The following is a 17,829-nucleotide window of genomic DNA, read 5'->3' as shown; positions in this document are numbered from 1 at the left end:
AGGTCCCGGGGTCCTAGAGGAAGTAGAGGCGGTTCAGGGAGACGGAGTCGGCGGGTTCCGAGCGCAGCGGGTCACCGTCGAGGGTGACCAGGCCGGTGCGCTGGTCGACGTCGACCGCTCCGGTTCGGGCGTTGAGACGCAGGTCGGCGGGGCCGATGCCGCGGGTGCCGCGCACGGCGACCCTTCTGCGGCGGGTGGGCATGAGGTCCTCGCCCCCCTCGGCGGCGGCCCGGGCGACGAACGCGACCGAGATGTCCGCGGGCGTGGCGCCGTACGCGCCGAACTGCGGGCCCAGGACGAGCGGTTCGCAGGTGTCGGTGGCCGCGTTGGGGTCGCCGGTCACGCCGTACGCCGGGAAGCCGGACTTGAGGACCAGCTGCGGCTTGGCGCCGAAGTACTCCGGGCGCCAGAGCACGAGGTCGGCGAGCTTGCCGACCTCGATCGAGCCGACCTCGTGCGACAGTCCGTGCGCGATGGCCGGGTTGATGGTGAGCTTGGCGATGTAGCGCAGGACGCGGGCGTTGTCGTCGCCGTCGCCGTCGCCCTCCAGCGGGCCCAGCTCGGCCTTCATCTTGCCGGCCATGGCGAACGTGCGGCGGACCGTCTCCCCGGCCCGGCCCATGCCCTGCGCGTCGGAGGAGGTGATGCCGATCGCGCCCAGGTCGTGCAGCACGTCCTCGGCGCCCATCGTGCCGGCGCGGATCCGGTCACGGGCCATGGCCGCGTCACCGGGCAGGTCGGGCTTGAGGTCGTGGACGGAGACGATCATGCCGTAGTGCTCGGCGACCGCGTCCCGGCCGAAGGGCAGGGTGGGGTTGGTGGAGGAGCCGATGACGTTCGGGACACCGGCCATCTTCAGCACGTTGGGGACGTGTCCGCCGCCGCAGCCCTCGATGTGGAAGGCGTGGATCGTGCGGCCCTCCAGCACGCGCAGGGTGTCCTCCACCGACAGGCACTCGTTCAGCCCGTCGCTGTGCAGGGCCACCTGGACGTCGTGCTCCTCGGCGACGCGCAGCGCGGTGTCCAGCGCCCGGGTGTGGGCGCCCATGTCCTCGTGCACCTTGAAGCCGCAGGCACCGCCCTCGGCGAGCGCCTCGACCAGCGGCGCGTCCGACGAGGACGAACCCCGGCCGAGGAAGCCGATGTTGACCGGCCAGGCGTCGAAGGCGTTGAACGCGTGGCGCAGCGCCCAGGGCGAGTTGACGCCGACGCCCCACACCGGGCCGAACTCCTGCCCGATGATCGTGGTCACGCCGGAGGCGAGGGATGCCTCCATGATGCGCGGCGACAGCAGGTGGACGTGGGTGTCGACGGCCCCGGCGGTGGCGATGAGCCCCTCACCGGAGACGATCGAGGTGCCGGTGCCGACGACGACGTCCACGCCGTCGAGGGTGTCCGGGTTGCCGGCCCGCCCGATCGCGCAGATCCGCCCCTCGCGGATGCCGATCGACACCTTCCGGATGCCCTGCACCGCGTCGATCACGACGACGTTGCTGATCACGACGTCGCAGGTCGCGCGGACGGCGGCGGCCTTCAGGTGCAGTCCGTCGCGGGCGGTCTTGCCGAACCCGGCGAGGAACTCGTCGCCGTACCGCTGGGAGTCGGACTCCACGCGAATGGTGAGCCCGCAGTCGCCGAGGCGGACGCGGTCACCGGCGCGGGGGCCGTGGGTGGCCGCGTAGGCCTGCGGGTCGATGTGGACCGACCGGCTGACCTCGCGTCCCTTCGAGCGGCTCATCGCTCGCCTCCTTGTGTTCCGGCTCCGAGATATCCGCAGGCGGCGGCCCTGCGCAGGGCCTCCTGCCGTGCTCCGGGTGCGTCCAGCGGCCCGTCGACCAGGCCGGCGAAGCCGATCGCGATCCGCTCGCCGCCGATCGGGAGGAGCCCGACCTCCTCGCTCTCCCCCGGCCCGAAGCGCACCGAGGAGCCGGCGGGCACGGCGAGCCGCATGCCGTAGGCCCGGCGGCGGTCGAAGTCGAGGCGCGGGTTGGCCTCGAAGAAGTGGAAGTGGGAGGTGACGGAGACCGGCACGGCGGCGGTGTTGGTGACGCGGAGCCGGACGGCCGGCTCGGGGTCGGCGTGCTCCGGGCCGGGCAGCAGCGCGCCGGGGGCGTGCTCGCCCAGGCCGCCGCCGATGGGGTCGGAGACCACCGCGAGCCGGGAGCCGTCGTCGAAGACGGCCTCGACCATCACCTCGGTGACGACGTCGGCGACGCCCGGCAGCACGTCGTCGGGGCCGAGCACCGACCGGGCCGCCTCGACGGCCTCGGCGAGCCGCCGGCCGTCCCGGGCGGCCTCGCAGACGGTGTCCGCGATCAGCGCGGTGGCCTCCGGCACGTTCAGCCGGAGGCCGCGCGCCCGGCGGGCCCGGGCCAGTTCGGCGGCTCCGAAGAGCAGCAGCCGGTCACGTTCCGTCGGGGTGAGTCTCACGCCGCGACACCTCCTCGCCTTCCCTCAATTAGAGCATCACTCTAAACACAGAATCCGGGAAACAGAAGGGTCGTCCGCGAGCATCCGCACATGTCACATCGAACGCTGCTCAAAGACTGCTCGGCGACGCGGAACCCCCAGGCGGCGATGACGCATACACAGCAGGGCCGCCCCGGACGTCGAATGCGTCCGGGGCGGCCCTGAGCGTGTCCGCCGGGTGTCAGCCGATGCGGTGCATCCAGCCGTGCTCGTCCTCGGTCAGGCCGCGCTGGATGCCGAGCAGGGCCTCGCGCAGCCGCCGGGTGACCGGGCCGGGCGTGCCGTCGCCGTGGGTCCACTGGTGCGTCTTCGTCTTGGCGTGGCCGATCGGGGTGACCACGGCCGCCGTGCCGCAGGCGAAGACCTCGGTGAGCGCGCCGGAGGCGGCGTCCGCACGCCACTGCTCCAGGGTGATCACACCCTCCTCGGCGGTGTAGCCGAGGTCGCGGGCGACCTGGAGGAGGGAGTCGCGGGTGATGCCCTCCAGGATGGAGCCGGTGAGGGACGGGGTGACGATCCGGTCGCCGTAGACGAAGGCGACGTTCATGCTGCCGCTCTCCTCGACCTTGGTGCGGGTGACCGCGTCCAGGTAGACCACCTGGTCGCAGCCGTGCGCGGCCGCCTCGGCCTGCGGCAGCAGGGACGCGGCGTAGTTGCCGCCGGTCTTGGCGTCGCCGGTGCCGCCCGGGACGGCGCGGACGTGGTCCTCCGAGACCCAGATGGTGACCGGCTTCACGCCGCCGGCGAAGTAGGCGCCGGACGGGGAGGCGATCAGCATGAACAGGTACTCGTTCGCCGGGTGGACGCCGAGCGCGGCCTCCGTGGCGAACATGAACGGCCGCAGGTACAGCGCCTCCTCGCCGCCGTGCGGCGGGACCCAGCCGGCGTCCTGGGTGAGCAGCGCGTCCAGCGCCGCGATGAACAGCTCCTCGGGCAGCTCGGCCATGGCCATGCGGCGGGCGGAGTTGCGGAAGCGGCGGGCGTTGGCCTCGGGCCGGAAGAGCGCGATCGAGCCGTCGGGCTGGCGGTAGGCCTTCAGGCCCTCGAAGATCTCCTGCCCGTAGTGCAGGACATGGGTGGAGGGGTCCAGGGAGATCGGGCCGTACGGGACGAGCTGGGCGTCGTGCCAGCCGCGCCCCTCGGTCCACCGGATCGTCACCATGTGGTCGGTGAAGTGGCGGCCGAACCCGGGGTTGGCCAGGATCGCCTCGCGCTCTGCGGCGGCGAGCGGGCTGGCGGAGGGCTTGAGCTCGATCGTGGGCGTCGTCATGAGTGGTTGTCCTTCACCGGTTGTAGTGACGGGCCGCGCTCACGCCTGTACTGCGGGTCGTCAGTGCTAGGACGTCCGAGCATTCCCTCATATCGCGGCTCCGCGTTCGATTATCGCGCGGGGGCGGCGGCGGACGGAATCGGGGTGAAGCGGTCCAGGGATTGATGGTGGCACCCGGCGAGGCACAGGAAAAGCCGCCGGGTGCGGTAGCGACCCGGCGGCTTGGGTGGAGCGCGGCGGGTCAGCCGGCTACGCGTACGGCGAGCGCGTCGCCGATCTCCGAGGTGCGGCGGGCGGGCAGGGAGCCCCGCTCGGTGAGGTCGGCGGTGACCGCCGCGTCGATGCGGTCGGCCTCGGCGTCGTAGCCGAGGTGGCGCAGCAGCAGGGCGACGGACAGGACGGTGGCGGTGGGGTCCGCCTTGCCCTGCCCGGCGATGTCCGGGGCCGAGCCGTGGACCGGCTCGAACATGGACGGGAACTCGCGGCCGGGGTTGATGTTGCCGGAGGCGGCCACGCCGATACCGCCGGAGACGGCCGCGGCGAGGTCGGTGATGATGTCGCCGAAGAGGTTGTCGGTGACGATGACGTCGAACCGGCCCGGGTCGGTGACCAGGTAGATCGTGGCCGCGTCGACGTGGATGTAGTCGGTGGTGACCTCGGGGAACTCCTCGGCCACCTTGGTGAAGACGTTCGTCCACAGGTGTCCGGCGAAGGTCAGCACGTTGTTCTTGTGGACCAGCGTGAGCTTCTTGCGCGGGCGGGCCTGGGCGCGGGCGAAGGCGTCGCGGACGACGCGCTCGACGCCGTAGGCGGTGTTGACGGACACCTCGGTGGCGACCTCGTGCGGGGTGCCCTTGCGGATGGTGCCGCCGTTGCCGGTGTACGGGCCCTCGGTGCCCTCGCGCACGACGACGAAGTCGATCTCCGGCTGGCCGGCGAGCGGGGTGGCGACGCCGGGGAGCAGCTTCGACGGGCGCAGGTTCACATGGTGGTCGAAGGCGAAGCGGAGCTTGAGCAGGAAGCCGCGCTCCAGGACGCCGGACGGCACCGACGGGTCGCCGATGGCGCCGAGCAGGATGGCGTCGTGCCGCTTCAGCGCGTCGAGATCGGCGTCGGTGAGGGTCTCACCGGTGGCGTGGTAGCGCTGGGCACCGAAGTCGTACTCCTTGGTCTCCAGCTTCACATCCTGCGGCAGGACGGCGGAGAGGACCTTCAGACCCTCGGCCACGACCTCCTGGCCGATGCCGTCACCGGGGATCACTGCGAGATTGAGGCTGCGAGACATGCGGGCACCCTACTCCTCGTCCCAGTGGATGACATGCCCTGTCCGACATGCGGACAGCCGGACGGGTGGCCGGTGCGCCGGCGCCCTGCCGCCGGGCGGCGTTCACCCTTACGTGGCACGGGCATGGGGCTGCGGTGGAAAGTCCCGGCCCTGGGCGGCGGACCGCCCACTTCGAGGTGCGGCGCGGCGGACGAGGCCGCGCCGCACCCCGCTCGGGTGCGGCTCCCGGCTGGTGGTGGTGCGGCCCGGTGGCGGCTCAGTGGCCGGTCGCGCCGCCGTTGTCCCGGCGGTCGAGGGCGCGCTGGAGGGCGGCGGCGGCGTTCTTGCGGTCGGACTCGCTCGTGCGGGGCACGTGGCGGACGCGGCGGACGGTCGTCTCGGCCATGGCAATCGACTCCTTCGGCGGACGCGGAGTACCGCGGTGTGGGGGCACGACTCCTCCCGCTGCCTCAAAGGAGGCGTGGGAGGGGACCCCCGGAAAGGGGCGGGAAACGATGGCCGCAGGGGTTGCCTGCACGGGGCCCGGCTCACGACCGCCATTCGCTGGATGGAGCGAGACGTTCGGCTCCTTCCACGCTAAGGGAGCCGTCCGCGTCTGTCTGCACCATTACTCGGACTTCCTACTATCTGAGACGGCACACCGGCTCACCCCGCCCTGAACTGGGCGTTCACGCGTTCGGTGAGTACTCCGGCGGAGGGAGCACAGCCCGTACGGCGACGGCCTGCGGCCCCGTGGGCATGGGAACGGCCCGGGAGGCCCGACCAGATGTCGGGCCTCCCGGGCCGTGTTCGCGGGGGCGGTCAGCCCATGTGCGGGTAGGCGTAGTCGGTCGGCGGGACCAGGGTCTCCTTGATGGCCCGGGTCAGGGTCCAGCGCAGCAGGTTCTGCGGGGCGCCGGCCTTGTCGTTGGTGCCGGAGGCACGGCCGCCGCCGAAGGGCTGCTGGCCGACGACGGCGCCGGTCGACTTGTCGTTGATGTAGAAGTTGCCCGCGGCGAAGCGGAGCCTCTCCATCGTGTGGGCCGCGGCAGCGCGGTCGTTGGCGATGACCGAACCGGTGAGGGCGTAGTCCGACACCGACTCCATCTGGGTCAGCATCTCCTCGTACGCGTCGTCCTCGTAGACGTGCACGGCGAGGATCGGGCCGAAGTACTCGGTGGTGAAGACCTCGTTCTCCGGGTCGGTGCACTCGATGACGGTCGGACGGACGAAGTAGCCGACCGAGTCGTCGTAGGTGCCGCCGGCCACGATGGTGCAGGACGGGTCCTGCTTGGCGCGGTCGATGGCCGCCTTGTTCTTGGCGAAGGACCGCTCGTCGATCACCGCGCCCATGAAGTTGGACAGGTCGGTGACGTCACCCATGGTCAGGTAGTCGACCTCGGCGGCGAACTCCTCCTTGAAGCCCGAGTTCCAGATGGAGGCCGGGATGTAGGCGCGGGAGGTGGCGCTGCACTTCTGGCCCTGGTACTCGAAGGCACCGCGGGTCAGGGCGGTCTTCAGGATCGCGCGGTCGGCGCTCGGGTGGGCGACCAGGAAGTCCTTGCCGCCGGTCTCGCCGACCAGACGCGGGTAGGAGCGGTACTTCTCGATGTTGTTGCCGACCGTCTTCCACAGGTACTGGAAGGTCTTGGTCGAACCGGTGAAGTGGATGCCGGCGAGGTCGCGGTGCTCCAGGGCGACCTTGGAGACCTCGATGCCGTCGCCGGTGACGAGGTTGATGACACCCTTGGGCAGGCCCGCCTCCTCCAGCAGCTGCATCAGGAGGACGGCGGCGTGGGTCTGCGTCGGGGACGGCTTCCAGAGCACCACGTTGCCCATCAGGGCCGGCGCGGTGGGCAGGTTCGCCGCGATCGCCGAGAAGTTGAACGGCGTGATCGCGTAGACGAAGCCCTCCAGCGGGCGGTGGTCCAGGCGGTTCCAGACACCCGGGGAGTTCGCCGGGGGCTGCTCGGCGAGGATCTGGCGGGCGTAGTGCACGTTGAAGCGCCAGAAGTCGACCAGCTCGCAGGGGCTGTCGATCTCCGCCTGCTGGGCGGTCTTGGACTGGCCCAGCATGGTGGAGGCGGCGATCGTCTCGCGCCAGGGGCCGGCCAGCAGCTCGGCGGCGCGCAGGATGATGGCGGCGCGGTCGTCGAAGGCCATCGCGCGCCAGGCCGGGGCGGCGGCCAGGGCCGCGTCGATGGCGTCCTGCGCGTCCTGCCGGGTGGCGTTGCGCAGGGTGCCGATGACGGCCTTGTGGTTGTGCGGCTGGACGACCTGGATGGTCTCGCCGCCGCCCATGCGCTTCTCGCCGCCGATGGTCATCGGCAGGTCGATCGGGTTGTCGGCCAGCTCCTTGAGCTTGACCTCCAGGCGGGCGCGCTCGGGCGAGCCGGGGGCGTAGCCGTGCACCGGCTCGTTGACGGGGGTGGGGACCTGGGTCACAGCGTCCATGAGATCCGGAACTCCTTGTACGTGAGCGGGTGTTCGGGCTCAGCCCTTGCTGACCATCGAGCGCAGGAAGAAACGCAGGTTGGCGGGCTTCTCGGCGAGGCGGCGCATGAAGTAGCCGTACCAGTCGGTGCCGTAGGCGGTGTAGACGCGCATGCGGTGGCCCTCGGCGGCCAGCCGCAGGTGCTCCTCGCCCCGGATGCCGTACAGCATCTGGAACTCGTACTCGTCGAGCTTGCGGCCGGCCTTGTGGGCCAGCTCCTGGGCGATGGCGATCAGACGCGGGTCGTGGGACCCGATCATCGGGTAGCCCTCGCCCTCCATGAGCGTCCTGAGGATGCGCACGTAGGCCTTGTCGATCTCGTGCTTCTGCTGGTAGGCGACCTCGGCGGGCTCCTTGTAGGCGCCCTTCACCAGGCGCACGCGGCTGCCGGACTCCGCGAGGCGGCGGGCGTCGGCCTCGGTGCGGAAGAGGTAGGCCTGGATGACGCAGCCGGTCTGCGGGAAGTCCTTCCGCAGCTCCTCGTGGATGGCGAACATCGAGTCCAGGGTGGTGTGGTCCTCGGCGTCGAGCGTCACGGTCGTCCCGATGGCGGCGGCGGCCTCGACGACCGGGCGGACGTTGGTTAGGGCCAGCTCGTGACCGCCCGGGAACGCGGGGGCGGGCCCGGAGGGCCCTCGGTCGAGGGCGGTGGCGGGCGACGGGAGGGACTGGCCGAACATGGACAGCTTGACCGACATCTCGACCTTCTCGCCCAGCTCCAGCCGCTCGAGGTGGCCGATCAGTGCCAGGTAGGCGTCCCGGGCGGCGGCGGCCTGCTCCGGGGTGGTGATGTCCTCGCCGACGACGTCCATCGTCAGCTCCAGGCCCTTGGCCGTGAGGTCCTCGATGATCGGCACGATGTCGGTCACGGTCTCGCCCGGGATGAACCGGTCGACGACCTGCTTGGTCACCGGGGCCGCCGAGATCAGACGACGCATCCGGTCGCTGCGCGACGCGGCGAGAATCACGGGACCCAGCACGGGGCACCTCCACAGACAAGCACCGAAACGGCCCTACCCGACGATTCGGGTACGGCACGGAGAACCACCGTGAAACCTAAGGATCTCTCCGATCCTGAGCCATCGACAGCTGTCACGCATCCGTGCCCGGGTTCTCAGACAGGTGTATGACGGCGGCGGGGGAATGGGGGAGAATGCCCGGGTGAAGGCCGATGCCGCATCCTTCGGGAGCATGGGTGACTACCAGGAGCTGGTGGACGAGATCTCCGAGCTGCTGGGCGTTCCGGCGACCCTGGAGAACCGCGACTTCGAGCTGATCGCGTTCGGCGCGTACGACAGCGACGACGAGCTGGACCCGTCCGCGCTGGACCCGGTCCGCACCCGTTCGATCCTGACCCGGCGCTCCACGGCGGCGGTCCGTACCTGGTTCGAGGGCTTCGGCATCACGCGCGCGTCCGGTCCGGTACGCATCCCGCCGACCCCGGAGGCCGGCGTGTACCGCGGCCGGATCTGCCTCCCCGTACGCCATCGGGGTGTCGTCCTCGGCTACGTCTGGCTGCTGGACGGCGACCCCGGGCCGACGGACGCCCAGCTGGCCGCCGCGCTGCGGGTGGCGGACCGGATCGGGGCCCTGCTCGCCGACGAGGCGGAGGCTGGGGCGGGGCTGAGCCGGGAGCTGCGGGCGGTGCTCACGGCGGAGCGCGGCTGGCAGCGGGACATGGCGGTGGCCGACCTGCGCACCGCCCTCGGCCCCCGCGCGGACGGCCCGCACACGCTGGTCTGTGTGGCGCCCTGGCCCTCGGCCGACCCGGACGACGCCCCGGCCCCGCGTACGGTCCCGCACGCCACCGCCCTGTGCACGCTGCCCTGGGGGCCGACCGGGCTGACCCTCGCGGTGCTGGTGCGGCTGCGGACGACGGCTGTGCCGACGCCGGCGCTGACGGCGGCGGCAAGGCTGCTGAGGGACGCCGAGGGCGCGGGAGGAGCGAAGGCGCGGGGAGCGGGGGCGCGTACGGCTGCCGCCGTGGCGGCACGGCACCCGGGATCCGCCGGGACCGCCGGGGTTGCCGGGGCCGGGGTTGCCGGGGCCGCCGGGGTTGCCGGAGCCTCCGGGACCACCGGGGTTGGCACCGCAGGGGCCGCCGGAGCCGCCGGAGCCGCCAGGGTTGCCGGGACCGGGGTTGCCGGGGCCGGCCGGGTGGCCGGGTTCGCCGCCGGGGCGCGGTGCGCCGCCGGGATCGGCGAGCCCCGCACCGGTCTCGCCGAGCTGGCCACGGTCTGGCAGGAGGCGCGGGCCGCCGCGCGGGCCGCGCTGGCCGAGCCGCGGTTCGCGCCGATCGCGGAGTGGGGGCGCATCGGGCCGTACCGGCTGCTGACCGCGCTGCCCCCGGAGGCCGCGCACGACCCCGTGGCCGGCCCGCTGCTCTCCCCCGCCCACCGGGAGCTGGCCCGCACCGCGGAGGTCTACCTGGACTGCGCGGGACAGGCCGGCCGCACCGCCGCCGAGCTGGGCATCCACCGCCAGACGCTGTACTACCGCCTGTCCCGGGTCGAGCAGCTGACCGGGCTCGACCTGGACGACGGGGAGGACCGGCTGCTGCTGCACATGACGTTGAAACGGGCGCGCCTGTGACTGCCGGTCAGTGCTGCGCGGCCTGCCGCATGACGCGCCTGAGCCCCTCGGTGAGCTGCTCGGCGGTGGTCGCCGAACCGGGGTCGAAGAGCCACTGGACCATGAGGCCGTTGAGCAGGGTCTGGTAGAGGCGGCCCTCGGTGTCCGTGGTCTCCTGGTCGATCTCCGTCTCCGGCACGCCGCTGAAGAGCGCCGCGAGCCCCGTCCGGCCCTCCTCCTGCGCCTCGGCCAGCAGCTTGCGCACCTCCGCGACCCGCTCGTCCTGGAACATCAGCTCGAAGCTGAGCAGCCAGATGGCACGTGACTCGGGGACGGTGCGCAGGACGCTCGCCCACATCTCCTGGAAGCGCGCCAGCGATCCCGGGGGCTGGGTGACCTCCCCGCCGAGGCCCGGGCCGAAGCTCTCGCCCACCCTTTCGAGCAGGGAGACGTAGGCCCGGGTCAGCAGCGCGTCCTTCGACCCGTAGTGGTAGCCGATCGAGGCCAGGTTCGTCCCCGACTCCCTGACGATGTCGCGCGCCGTCGTCCGCGCGAAGCCCTTCTCCAGCAGGCAGCGCTTGGCGCCTTCGAGCAGATCCTCACGGTGTCCCATGTCCGCCAGCCTAACGCGATCCATACGTCCGTCCTAGACGACTGACTTATACAATTGTTCTAGACAGGCGTTTAATACAGCCGTACATTCCTCGGCATGACGAACTCGACGAGCACCACCGTCCCCGTCGGCGCCGAACGCGCCCCCGTCCGCGCCGGACGCCGCGAGTGGACCGCGCTCGGAGTGCTGATGCTGCCGCTGCTGCTGGTCTCGATGGACGTGTCGGTCCTCTACTTCGCGGCCCCCGCCATCAGCGCCGACCTGCACCCCACCGGCACGCAGCAACTGTGGATCTTCGACATCTACGGCTTCGTCCTGGCCGGCCTGCTGATGACGATGGGCTCGCTCGGCGACCGCCTCGGCAGCCGCAAGCTGCTCCTGACCGGGGCCGCCGCCTTCGGCGCGGCGTCCCTGCTCGCGGCCTGTGCGAACAGCGCCGGGACCCTGATCGCGGCCCGCGCGCTCCTCGGCGTCGGCGGCGCGACCCTCATGCCGTCCACGATGGCCCTGCTGCGCACGATGTTCACCGACCCCGCCCAGCGGGCCAAGGCCATCGGCCTGTGGTCCGGGGTGATGACCGGCGGGGTCGCCCTCGGCTCGGTGATGAGCGGCATCCTGGTCGAGCACTTCTGGTGGGGCTCGGTCTTCCTGGTCAACCTGCCCGCGATGGCGCTGCTGCTGGTCCTCGGCCCGGCCCTGCTGCCGGAGACGCGCAATCCCCGGGCCGGCCGCTTCGACCTGGCGAGCGTGCCGCTGTCGATGGCCGCCGTACTCCCGGTGGTCTACGGCCTCAAGGAGATCCCGTCCGAGGGCTGGCACCCGCGGTACGTCGTCCCGGTCGTCGTCGGCCTGCTCTTCGGGGCCCTGTTCGTCCACCGCCAGCGCACCGGCGCCTCCCCGCTGGTCCCGCCGGCCCTTTTCCGGGGCCGCGGTTTCACCCCGTCGCTGGTCCTGACCCTGGTGTCCGCGTTCGCGATGATGGGCTCGGCCATCTTCACCACGCAGTACCTCCAGTCGGTCCTCGGCAAGAGCCCGCTGGCGGCGGCGCTGTGGAGCCTGCTCCCGTCGGTGCTCATCGGGGCCGCCGGGCCCCTCACCACCGCGCTCGTCCAGCGGGGCGCCCACCGCGGGTACGTCGTCAGCGGCGGCTTCGCGGTCAGCGCGGCCGGGTACGCCCTGCTCGCCCTCACCGGCACCGACTCCCTGTGGCTGGTACTGGTCGCGGCCGGCGTCCTCGCCTGCGGCGTGGTCATGGTGCTGTCCCAGCTGACCGACCTGGCCATGAGCGGCGTCCCGGCGGAACAGGCGGGCACGGCGTCCGCCCTGCTGGAGACCGGCACCGAGTTCGGCGGGGCGCTCGGCATGGCGGTCCTGGGCTCCATCGGCACGGCCGTCTACCGCCACGCCATGCCGGACACGGCCCCGGCCGAGGCCCGCGAGACCCTGGGCGGGGCCCTCACCACGGCCGCCCGGCTGCCCGGCCGGCCCGGCGCGTCCCTGCTCGCCACGGCCCGGGAGGCGTTCACCAGCGGGATGCACGGCGTGGCGGTCGCCGGAGCGGTGCTGCTGGCGCTCGCGGCGGCCGGCGCCGCACCGGCCCTGCGGACGACCGGCGGCGACCGGTAGCGGATACGCGGAACGCCGGGCGGGCCGACCGAGGTCGGCCCGCCCGGCGTCCGTCCTGTCTCAGACCAGGTTCACGGACCGGGCCGAGGCCGCCCCGATCTCCGCGGCCAGCTCGGCCAGCACGCCGGGGGCCACCGTGTCGTCCACGGTGAGCACGGCCAGTGCCTCGCCGCCCACCGCGGCACGGGCGACCTGCATGCCGGCGATGTTGATGCCGGCCTCCCCGAGGACCCGGCCGACGGTGCCGACGACACCCGGGCGGTCCTCGTAGCGCAGGACGACCATGTGGTCGGCGAGCGCGAGGTCGACGTCGTACTCGCCGACCGCGACGATCTTCTGCACGTGCTTCGGGCCGGCCAGCGTGCCGGAGACCGACACCTCCTCGCCGGTGCCCAGCGTGCCGCGCACCGTCACCACGTTGCGGTGGTCGGCCGACTCGGAGCTGGTGGTCAGGCGCACCTCGACACCGCGCTCCTGCGCGAACAGCGGCGCGTTGACGTACGACACCGTCTCGTCGACGACGTCCTCGAAGACGCCCTTGAGCGCGGACAGTTCCAGCACCTTCACGTCGTGCTGGGTGATCTCGCCGTAGACCTCGACGTCGAGACGGACGGCGACCTCGCCGGCCAGCGCGGTGAAGATACGGCCCAGACGCTCGGCGAGGGGCAGGCCCGGCTTGACGTCCTCGGCGATGACACCACCCTGGACGTTCACCGCGTCCGGCACCAGCTCACCGGCGAGCGCGAGCCGCACCGACCTGGCGACCGCGATGCCCGCCTTCTCCTGGGCCTCGTCGGTGGAGGCGCCGAGGTGCGGGGTGCACACGACCTGGTCCAGCTCGAACAGCGGCGAGTCGGTGCAGGGCTCCTTGGCGTACACGTCCAGGCCGGCGCCGGCGACCCGGCCCTCCTTCAGCGCCGCGTACAGCGCCGCCTCGTCGACGATGCCGCCGCGCGCGGCGTTGACGACCCGCACGCTCGGCTTCACCTTGCGCAGCGCCTCGTCGCCGATCAGGCCGAGGGTCTCGGGGGTCTTGGGCAGGTGGACGGTGATGAAGTCGGAGACCTCCAGCAGCTCGTCCAGCGACAGCACCTTGACGCCCATCTGCGCGGCCCGCGCGGGCTGCACGTAGGGGTCGTAGGCGACGACCTTCATGCCGAAGGCGGACATGCGCTGCGCGACGAGGGCGCCGATGCGGCCCAGGCCCACGACACCCAGCGTCTTCTCGGCCAGCTCGACACCCGTGTACTTGCTGCGCTTCCACTCGCCGTTCTTCAGGGCGGTGTTGGCCTGCGGGATGTTGCGGGCGGTCGCGAGGATGAGACCGCAGGCCAGCTCGGCCGCGGTCACGATGTTGGAGGTGGGGGCGTTGACGACCATCACGCCGGCCTTGGTGGCGGCGGAGACGTCGACGTTGTCCAGGCCGACGCCGGCTCGCGCGACGACCTTCAGCTTCTTCGCGGCGGCGATGGCCTCGGCGTCGACCTTGGTGGCCGAACGGATGAGGATCGCGTCCACGTCGGCGATGGCCGGAAGCAGCTCGGAGCGGTCCGCTCCGTTGCAGTGCCGGATCTCGAAGTCCGGACCGAGTGCGTCGACGGTGGCAGGCGACAGCTCCTCAGCGATGAGTACCGTGGCTTTTTTACTGGGGTACGAGCTCACGTGAGTCCTCACAGGTGCGATGCGGACGGCCGTCCCGACGGCCGCAGGCGGTGGAGGGGGGCTAGCCGCGGAAGACGCACGACGCTGTGGGCCTGACGCGTGTTGTGCAGAAGTGTAGTGGCGTGACGGAGACCGCATTGCGCCTCCGCGTAAGGATCACCCGTCCGTGGCAGGACGCGGTGGACAACAGGGGCCGGAGCATCCGCCCCGGCCCCTGTCCCGAGGCTTACGCCTCCTCGTCCACCCAGCTCATCAGCTTGCGCAGCTTCTTGCCGGTGGTCTCCAGCAGGTGCTCGGAGTCCTGCTGCTTGTACTCGTTGTACTTCTTCAGACCACCGTGGTACTCGTCCATCCAGGCGCGGGCGAAGGAGCCGTCCTGGATCTCGGCGAGGACCCTCTTCATCTCGGCCTTGGTGGCGTCGGTGATGATGCGCGGACCGGTGACGTAGTCGCCCCACTCGGCGGTCTCGGAGATGGACCAGCGCATCTTCTCCAGGCCGCCCTCGTACATGAGGTCCACGATCAGCTTCAGCTCGTGCAGGCACTCGAAGTAGGCGATCTCCGGCTGGTAGCCGGCCTCGGTCAGGGTCTCGAAGCCCGCCTTGACCAGCGCGGCCGTGCCACCGCACAGCACGGCCTGCTCACCGAACAGGTCGGTCTCGGTCTCCTCGGTGAAGGTCGTCTTGATGACGCCGGCGCGGGTGCCGCCGATGCCCTTGGCGTAGGACAGGGCGAGGGCGAAGGCGTTGCCGGAGGCGTCCTGCTCGACGGCGGCGATGCAGGGCACGCCGCGGCCTTCCTCGTACTGGCGGCGGACCAGGTGGCCCGGGCCCTTCGGGGCGACCATGCAGACGTCCACGCCCGCCGGGGGCTTGATGAAGCCGTAGCGGATGTTCAGACCGTGGCCGAAGAACAGCGCGTCGCCGTCCTTCAGGTTCGGGGCGATGGACTCGTCGTAGACCTTGGCCTGGAGGGGGTCCGGGACCAGGATCATGATGACGTCGGCCTCGGCGGCGGCCTCGGCCGGGGTCACCACGCGCAGGCCCTGCTCCTCGGCCTTGGCCTTGGACTTCGAGCCCTCGTGCAGGCCGACACGCACGTCGACACCGGAGTCACGGAGCGACAGCGCGTGGGCGTGACCCTGGCTGCCGTAGCCGATGACCGCGACCTTGCGGCCCTGGATGATGGACAGGTCGGCGTCAGCGTCGTAGAACAGCTCGGCCACTATGGGTTCTCTCCTTGTGTGCAGGTGATGCTCCCACCGTATGACGGTGGGCGGGACGGAAGTTTCGGGGTCTCGGTATACGGGCGGCGGCGTGGCGCGCCGGCCGCCCGTCCGGGTCCCTACGCGGTCCGGTCGAGCGCGCGCAGCGAGCGGTCCGTGATCGAACGGGCGCCGCGGCCGATCGCGATCGTGCCGGACTGGACCAGCTCCTTGATGCCGTACGGCTCCAGCATCTTGAGCATGGCGGACAGCTTCTCGCCGGAGCCGGTGGCCTCGATCGTCACGGCCTCCGGGGAGACGTCCACGGTCTTGGCGCGGAACAGCTGGACGATCTCCACGATCTGGGACCGGGTCTCGTTGTCGGCGCGGACCTTCACCAGGACGAGTTCGCGCTGGACGGCCTGACCGGGCTCCAGCTCGACGATCTTCAGCACGTTGACGAGCTTGTTGAGCTGCTTGGTGACCTGCTCCAGCGGCAGTTCCTCGACGCCCACCACGATGGTGATGCGCGAGATGTCGGGGTGCTCGGTGACACCGACCGCGAGCGAGTCGATGTTGAAGCCGCGGCGGGAGAACAGGGCGGCGATGCGGGCGAGGATGCCCGGCGTGTTCTCCACCAGGACCGAGAGCGTGTGCTTGGACATGTCTTCTTACGTCTCTCTCGCTCAGTCGTCTTCGTTGTCGCCGAAGTCGGGGCGGACGTCCCGGGCGGCCATGATCTCGTCGTTGGAGGTGCCGGCGGCGACCATCGGCCAGACCATCGCGTCCTCGTGGACGATGAAGTCGACGACGACCGGGCGGTCGTTGATGGCGTTCGCCTCCGCGATGACCCGGTCCAGGTCCTCGGGGCGCTCGCAGCGCAGGCCCACGCAGCCCATCGCCTCGGACAGCTTCACGAAGTCCGGCACGCGCGTGCCCCGGGCCTGCGGGTTGACGTCGTCGGGGCCGCTGTGCAGCACGGTGTTGGAGTAGCGCTGGTTGTAGAAGAGGGTCTGCCACTGGCGGACCATCCCGAGGGCGCCGTTGTTGATGATGGCGACCTTGATCGGGATGTTGTTCAGGGCGCAGGTGGTCAGTTCCTGGTTGGTCATCTGGAAGCAGCCGTCGCCGTCGATCGCCCAGACCGTCCGCTCCGGCACGCCGGCCTTGGCGCCCATGGCGGCCGGGACCGCGTAGCCCATCGTGCCGGCGCCGCCGGAGTTCAGCCAGGTGGCGGGCCGCTCGTACTGGACGAAGTGCGCGGCCCACATCTGGTGCTGGCCGACGCCCGCGGCGAAGACCGTGCCCTCCGGCGCCAGCTGCCCGATGCGCTCGATCACCTGCTGCGGGGAGAGCGAGCCGTCCTCGGGCTGGTCGTAGCCGAGCGGGTAGGTCTCGCGCCAGCGGTTCAGGTCGCTCCACCAGGCGGTGTAGTCGCCCTGGTGCCCCTCGCTGTGCTCCTTCTGCACCGCCTGGACCAGGTCGGCGATGACCTCGCGGGCGTCACCGACGATCGGCACGTCGGCGGTGCGGTTCTTGCCGATCTCCGCCGGGTCGATGTCGGCGTGGACGATCTTGGCGTACGGCGCGAAGCTGTCCAGCTTGCCGGTGACGCGGTCGTCGAAGCGGGCGCCGAGGGCCACGATCAGGTCGGCCTTCTGGAGCGCGGTGACCGCGGCGACGCTGCCGTGCATGCCGGGCATGCCCACGTGCAGCGGGTGGCTGTCGGGGAACGCGCCGAGCGCCATCAGGGTCGTGGTGACCGGCGCCCCGGTCAGCTCGGCGAGGACCTTCAGCTCGGCCGTGGCCCCGGCCTTGAGGACACCGCCGCCGACGTACAGCACGGGCCGCCTGGCGGCGGTGATCAGCTTGGCCGCCTCGCGGATCTGCTTGGCGTGCGGCTTGGTCACCGGGCGGTAGCCGGGCAGGTCCATGGTGGGCGGCCAGGAGAAGACCGTCTTCGCCTGGAGGGCGTCCTTGGCGATGTCGACCAGGACCGGGCCCGGGCGGCCGGTGGAGGCGATGTGGAACGCCTGCGCGATGACCCGCGGGATGTCCTCGGCCTTGGTGACGAGGAAGTTGTGCTTGGTGATCGGCATGGTGATGCCGACGATGTCCGCCTCCTGGAAGGCGTCGGTACCGATCGCCTTGGAGGCGACCTGGCCGGTGATCGCCACGAGCGGCACCGAGTCCATGTGCGCGTCGGCGATGGGCGTGACAAGGTTGGTGGCGCCCGGTCCCGAGGTCGCCATGCAGACGCCGACCCGGCCGGTGGCCTGCGCGTAGCCGGTGGCCGCGTGGCCGGCGCCCTGCTCGTGCCGGACCAGCACGTGGCGCACCCGGGTGGAGTCCATCAGCGGGTCGTACGCGGGGAGGATCGCGCCGCCGGGAATGCCGAACACCGTGTCCGCGCCGACCTCCTCGAGGGAGCGGATGAGGGACTGCGCACCCGTGACGTGCTCGACGGGGGCGGAGTGTCCTCCGGAACGGGGCCGCGGCTGCGGATGGTGGGCCCCGGTGGCCTGCTCGGTCATCGGCATTCTCTTCTCGATGCTGAGGGTTTTTGCGAGGTTCGGACGGAGTTCGGGCGCCGCACGAACGGTGCTCGTGCAACAAAAAACCCCTCGTGCCGCAAGGCAAGCGAGGGGAGCGCGCC

The 17,829-nt window shown here is 71.5% G+C and carries 14 protein-coding genes; 2 read left to right on the top strand and 12 right to left on the bottom strand.

All coding sequences use genetic code 11. The features are described from left to right. Positions 1–13: 13 nt before the first annotated feature. The 7 genes from ABZ117_RS26960 to ABZ117_RS26930 all read right to left on the bottom strand — a co-directional run bounded on the left by ABZ117_RS26960 (position 14) and on the right by ABZ117_RS26930 (position 8,477). Positions 14–1,738, bottom strand: coding sequence for an urease subunit alpha (locus ABZ117_RS26960; RefSeq protein WP_356824381.1), 1,725 nt, complete (start codon positions 1,736–1,738; stop codon positions 14–16). After that, on the bottom strand, positions 1,735–2,430 hold the full coding sequence (gene ureA / locus ABZ117_RS26955; RefSeq protein WP_356824380.1) for an urease subunit gamma: 696 nt from the start codon (positions 2,428–2,430) through the stop codon (positions 1,735–1,737). Before ureA ends, ABZ117_RS26960 begins: the two co-directional genes overlap by 4 nt. A 220-nt stretch (positions 2,431–2,650) precedes the next feature. Then, a complete protein-coding gene (locus tag ABZ117_RS26950) occupies positions 2,651–3,739 on the bottom strand; it encodes a branched-chain amino acid aminotransferase (protein ID WP_356824379.1) in 1,089 nt (362 codons plus the stop codon). 241 nt (positions 3,740–3,980) lie between these two features. Further along, positions 3,981–5,024 (bottom strand): 3-isopropylmalate dehydrogenase, encoded by a 1,044-nt coding sequence (locus ABZ117_RS26945; protein ID WP_356824378.1) that lies wholly within the window; start codon positions 5,022–5,024, stop codon positions 3,981–3,983. Between the two features lie 256 nt (positions 5,025–5,280). Further along, on the bottom strand, positions 5,281–5,409 hold the full coding sequence (locus tag ABZ117_RS26940) for a hypothetical protein (RefSeq protein ID WP_121786747.1): 129 nt from the start codon (positions 5,407–5,409) through the stop codon (positions 5,281–5,283). Positions 5,410–5,825: 416 nt separating this feature from the next. Beyond that, complete coding sequence (pruA, locus tag ABZ117_RS26935; RefSeq protein WP_356824377.1) at positions 5,826–7,457, bottom strand: L-glutamate gamma-semialdehyde dehydrogenase; 1,632 nt, start codon at positions 7,455–7,457, stop codon at positions 5,826–5,828. 39 nt (positions 7,458–7,496) lie between these two features. After that, positions 7,497–8,477, bottom strand: a complete 981-nt coding sequence (locus tag ABZ117_RS26930; RefSeq protein ID WP_356824376.1) for a proline dehydrogenase family protein — start codon at positions 8,475–8,477, stop codon at positions 7,497–7,499. A 163-nt stretch (positions 8,478–8,640) separates the two neighbouring features. On the opposite strand from ABZ117_RS26930, the gene ABZ117_RS26925 reads away from it, so the two are divergent. Beyond that, positions 8,641–10,089, top strand: a complete 1,449-nt coding sequence (locus ABZ117_RS26925) for a helix-turn-helix domain-containing protein (protein ID WP_356824375.1) — start codon at positions 8,641–8,643, stop codon at positions 10,087–10,089. 7 nt (positions 10,090–10,096) lie between these two features. On the opposite strand, the gene ABZ117_RS26920 is transcribed toward ABZ117_RS26925, so the two are convergent. Continuing rightward, positions 10,097–10,681, bottom strand: a complete 585-nt coding sequence (locus ABZ117_RS26920) for a TetR/AcrR family transcriptional regulator (protein WP_356824374.1) — start codon at positions 10,679–10,681, stop codon at positions 10,097–10,099. A gap of 96 nt (positions 10,682–10,777) precedes the next feature. Between ABZ117_RS26920 and ABZ117_RS26915 the strand changes: the two genes are divergently transcribed. Then, complete coding sequence (locus ABZ117_RS26915; protein ID WP_356824373.1) at positions 10,778–12,307, top strand: MFS transporter; 1,530 nt, start codon at positions 10,778–10,780, stop codon at positions 12,305–12,307. A gap of 60 nt (positions 12,308–12,367) precedes the next feature. Here ABZ117_RS26915 and serA read toward each other — a convergent pair whose 3' ends face one another. The 4 genes from serA to ABZ117_RS26895 all read right to left on the bottom strand — a co-directional run bounded on the left by serA (position 12,368) and on the right by ABZ117_RS26895 (position 17,707). Beyond that, positions 12,368–13,969, bottom strand: a complete 1,602-nt coding sequence (gene serA / locus ABZ117_RS26910; RefSeq protein ID WP_356824372.1) for a phosphoglycerate dehydrogenase — start codon at positions 13,967–13,969, stop codon at positions 12,368–12,370. 226 nt (positions 13,970–14,195) lie between these two features. Continuing rightward, positions 14,196–15,194: a ketol-acid reductoisomerase gene (gene ilvC / locus ABZ117_RS26905; protein ID WP_356824371.1), complete on the bottom strand. Its 999-nt coding sequence runs from the start codon at positions 15,192–15,194 to the stop codon at positions 14,196–14,198. Positions 15,195–15,313: 119 nt separating this feature from the next. After that, entirely contained in the window at positions 15,314–15,838 is a 525-nt protein-coding gene (ilvN, locus tag ABZ117_RS26900; protein WP_121786755.1) for an acetolactate synthase small subunit, read from the bottom strand. Between the two features lie 21 nt (positions 15,839–15,859). Beyond that, positions 15,860–17,707 (bottom strand): acetolactate synthase large subunit, encoded by a 1,848-nt coding sequence (locus tag ABZ117_RS26895; RefSeq protein WP_356824370.1) that lies wholly within the window; start codon positions 17,705–17,707, stop codon positions 15,860–15,862. Positions 17,708–17,829 lie beyond the last annotated feature (122 nt).

The organism is Streptomyces sp. NPDC006309 (assembly GCF_040613095.1).
In the GTDB taxonomy this organism is placed as follows: Bacteria; Actinomycetota; Actinomycetes; order Streptomycetales; family Streptomycetaceae; genus Streptomyces.
The sequence above is the reverse complement of the archived record's forward strand: the minus strand, read 5'-3'. Positions and strand labels throughout refer to the sequence as shown.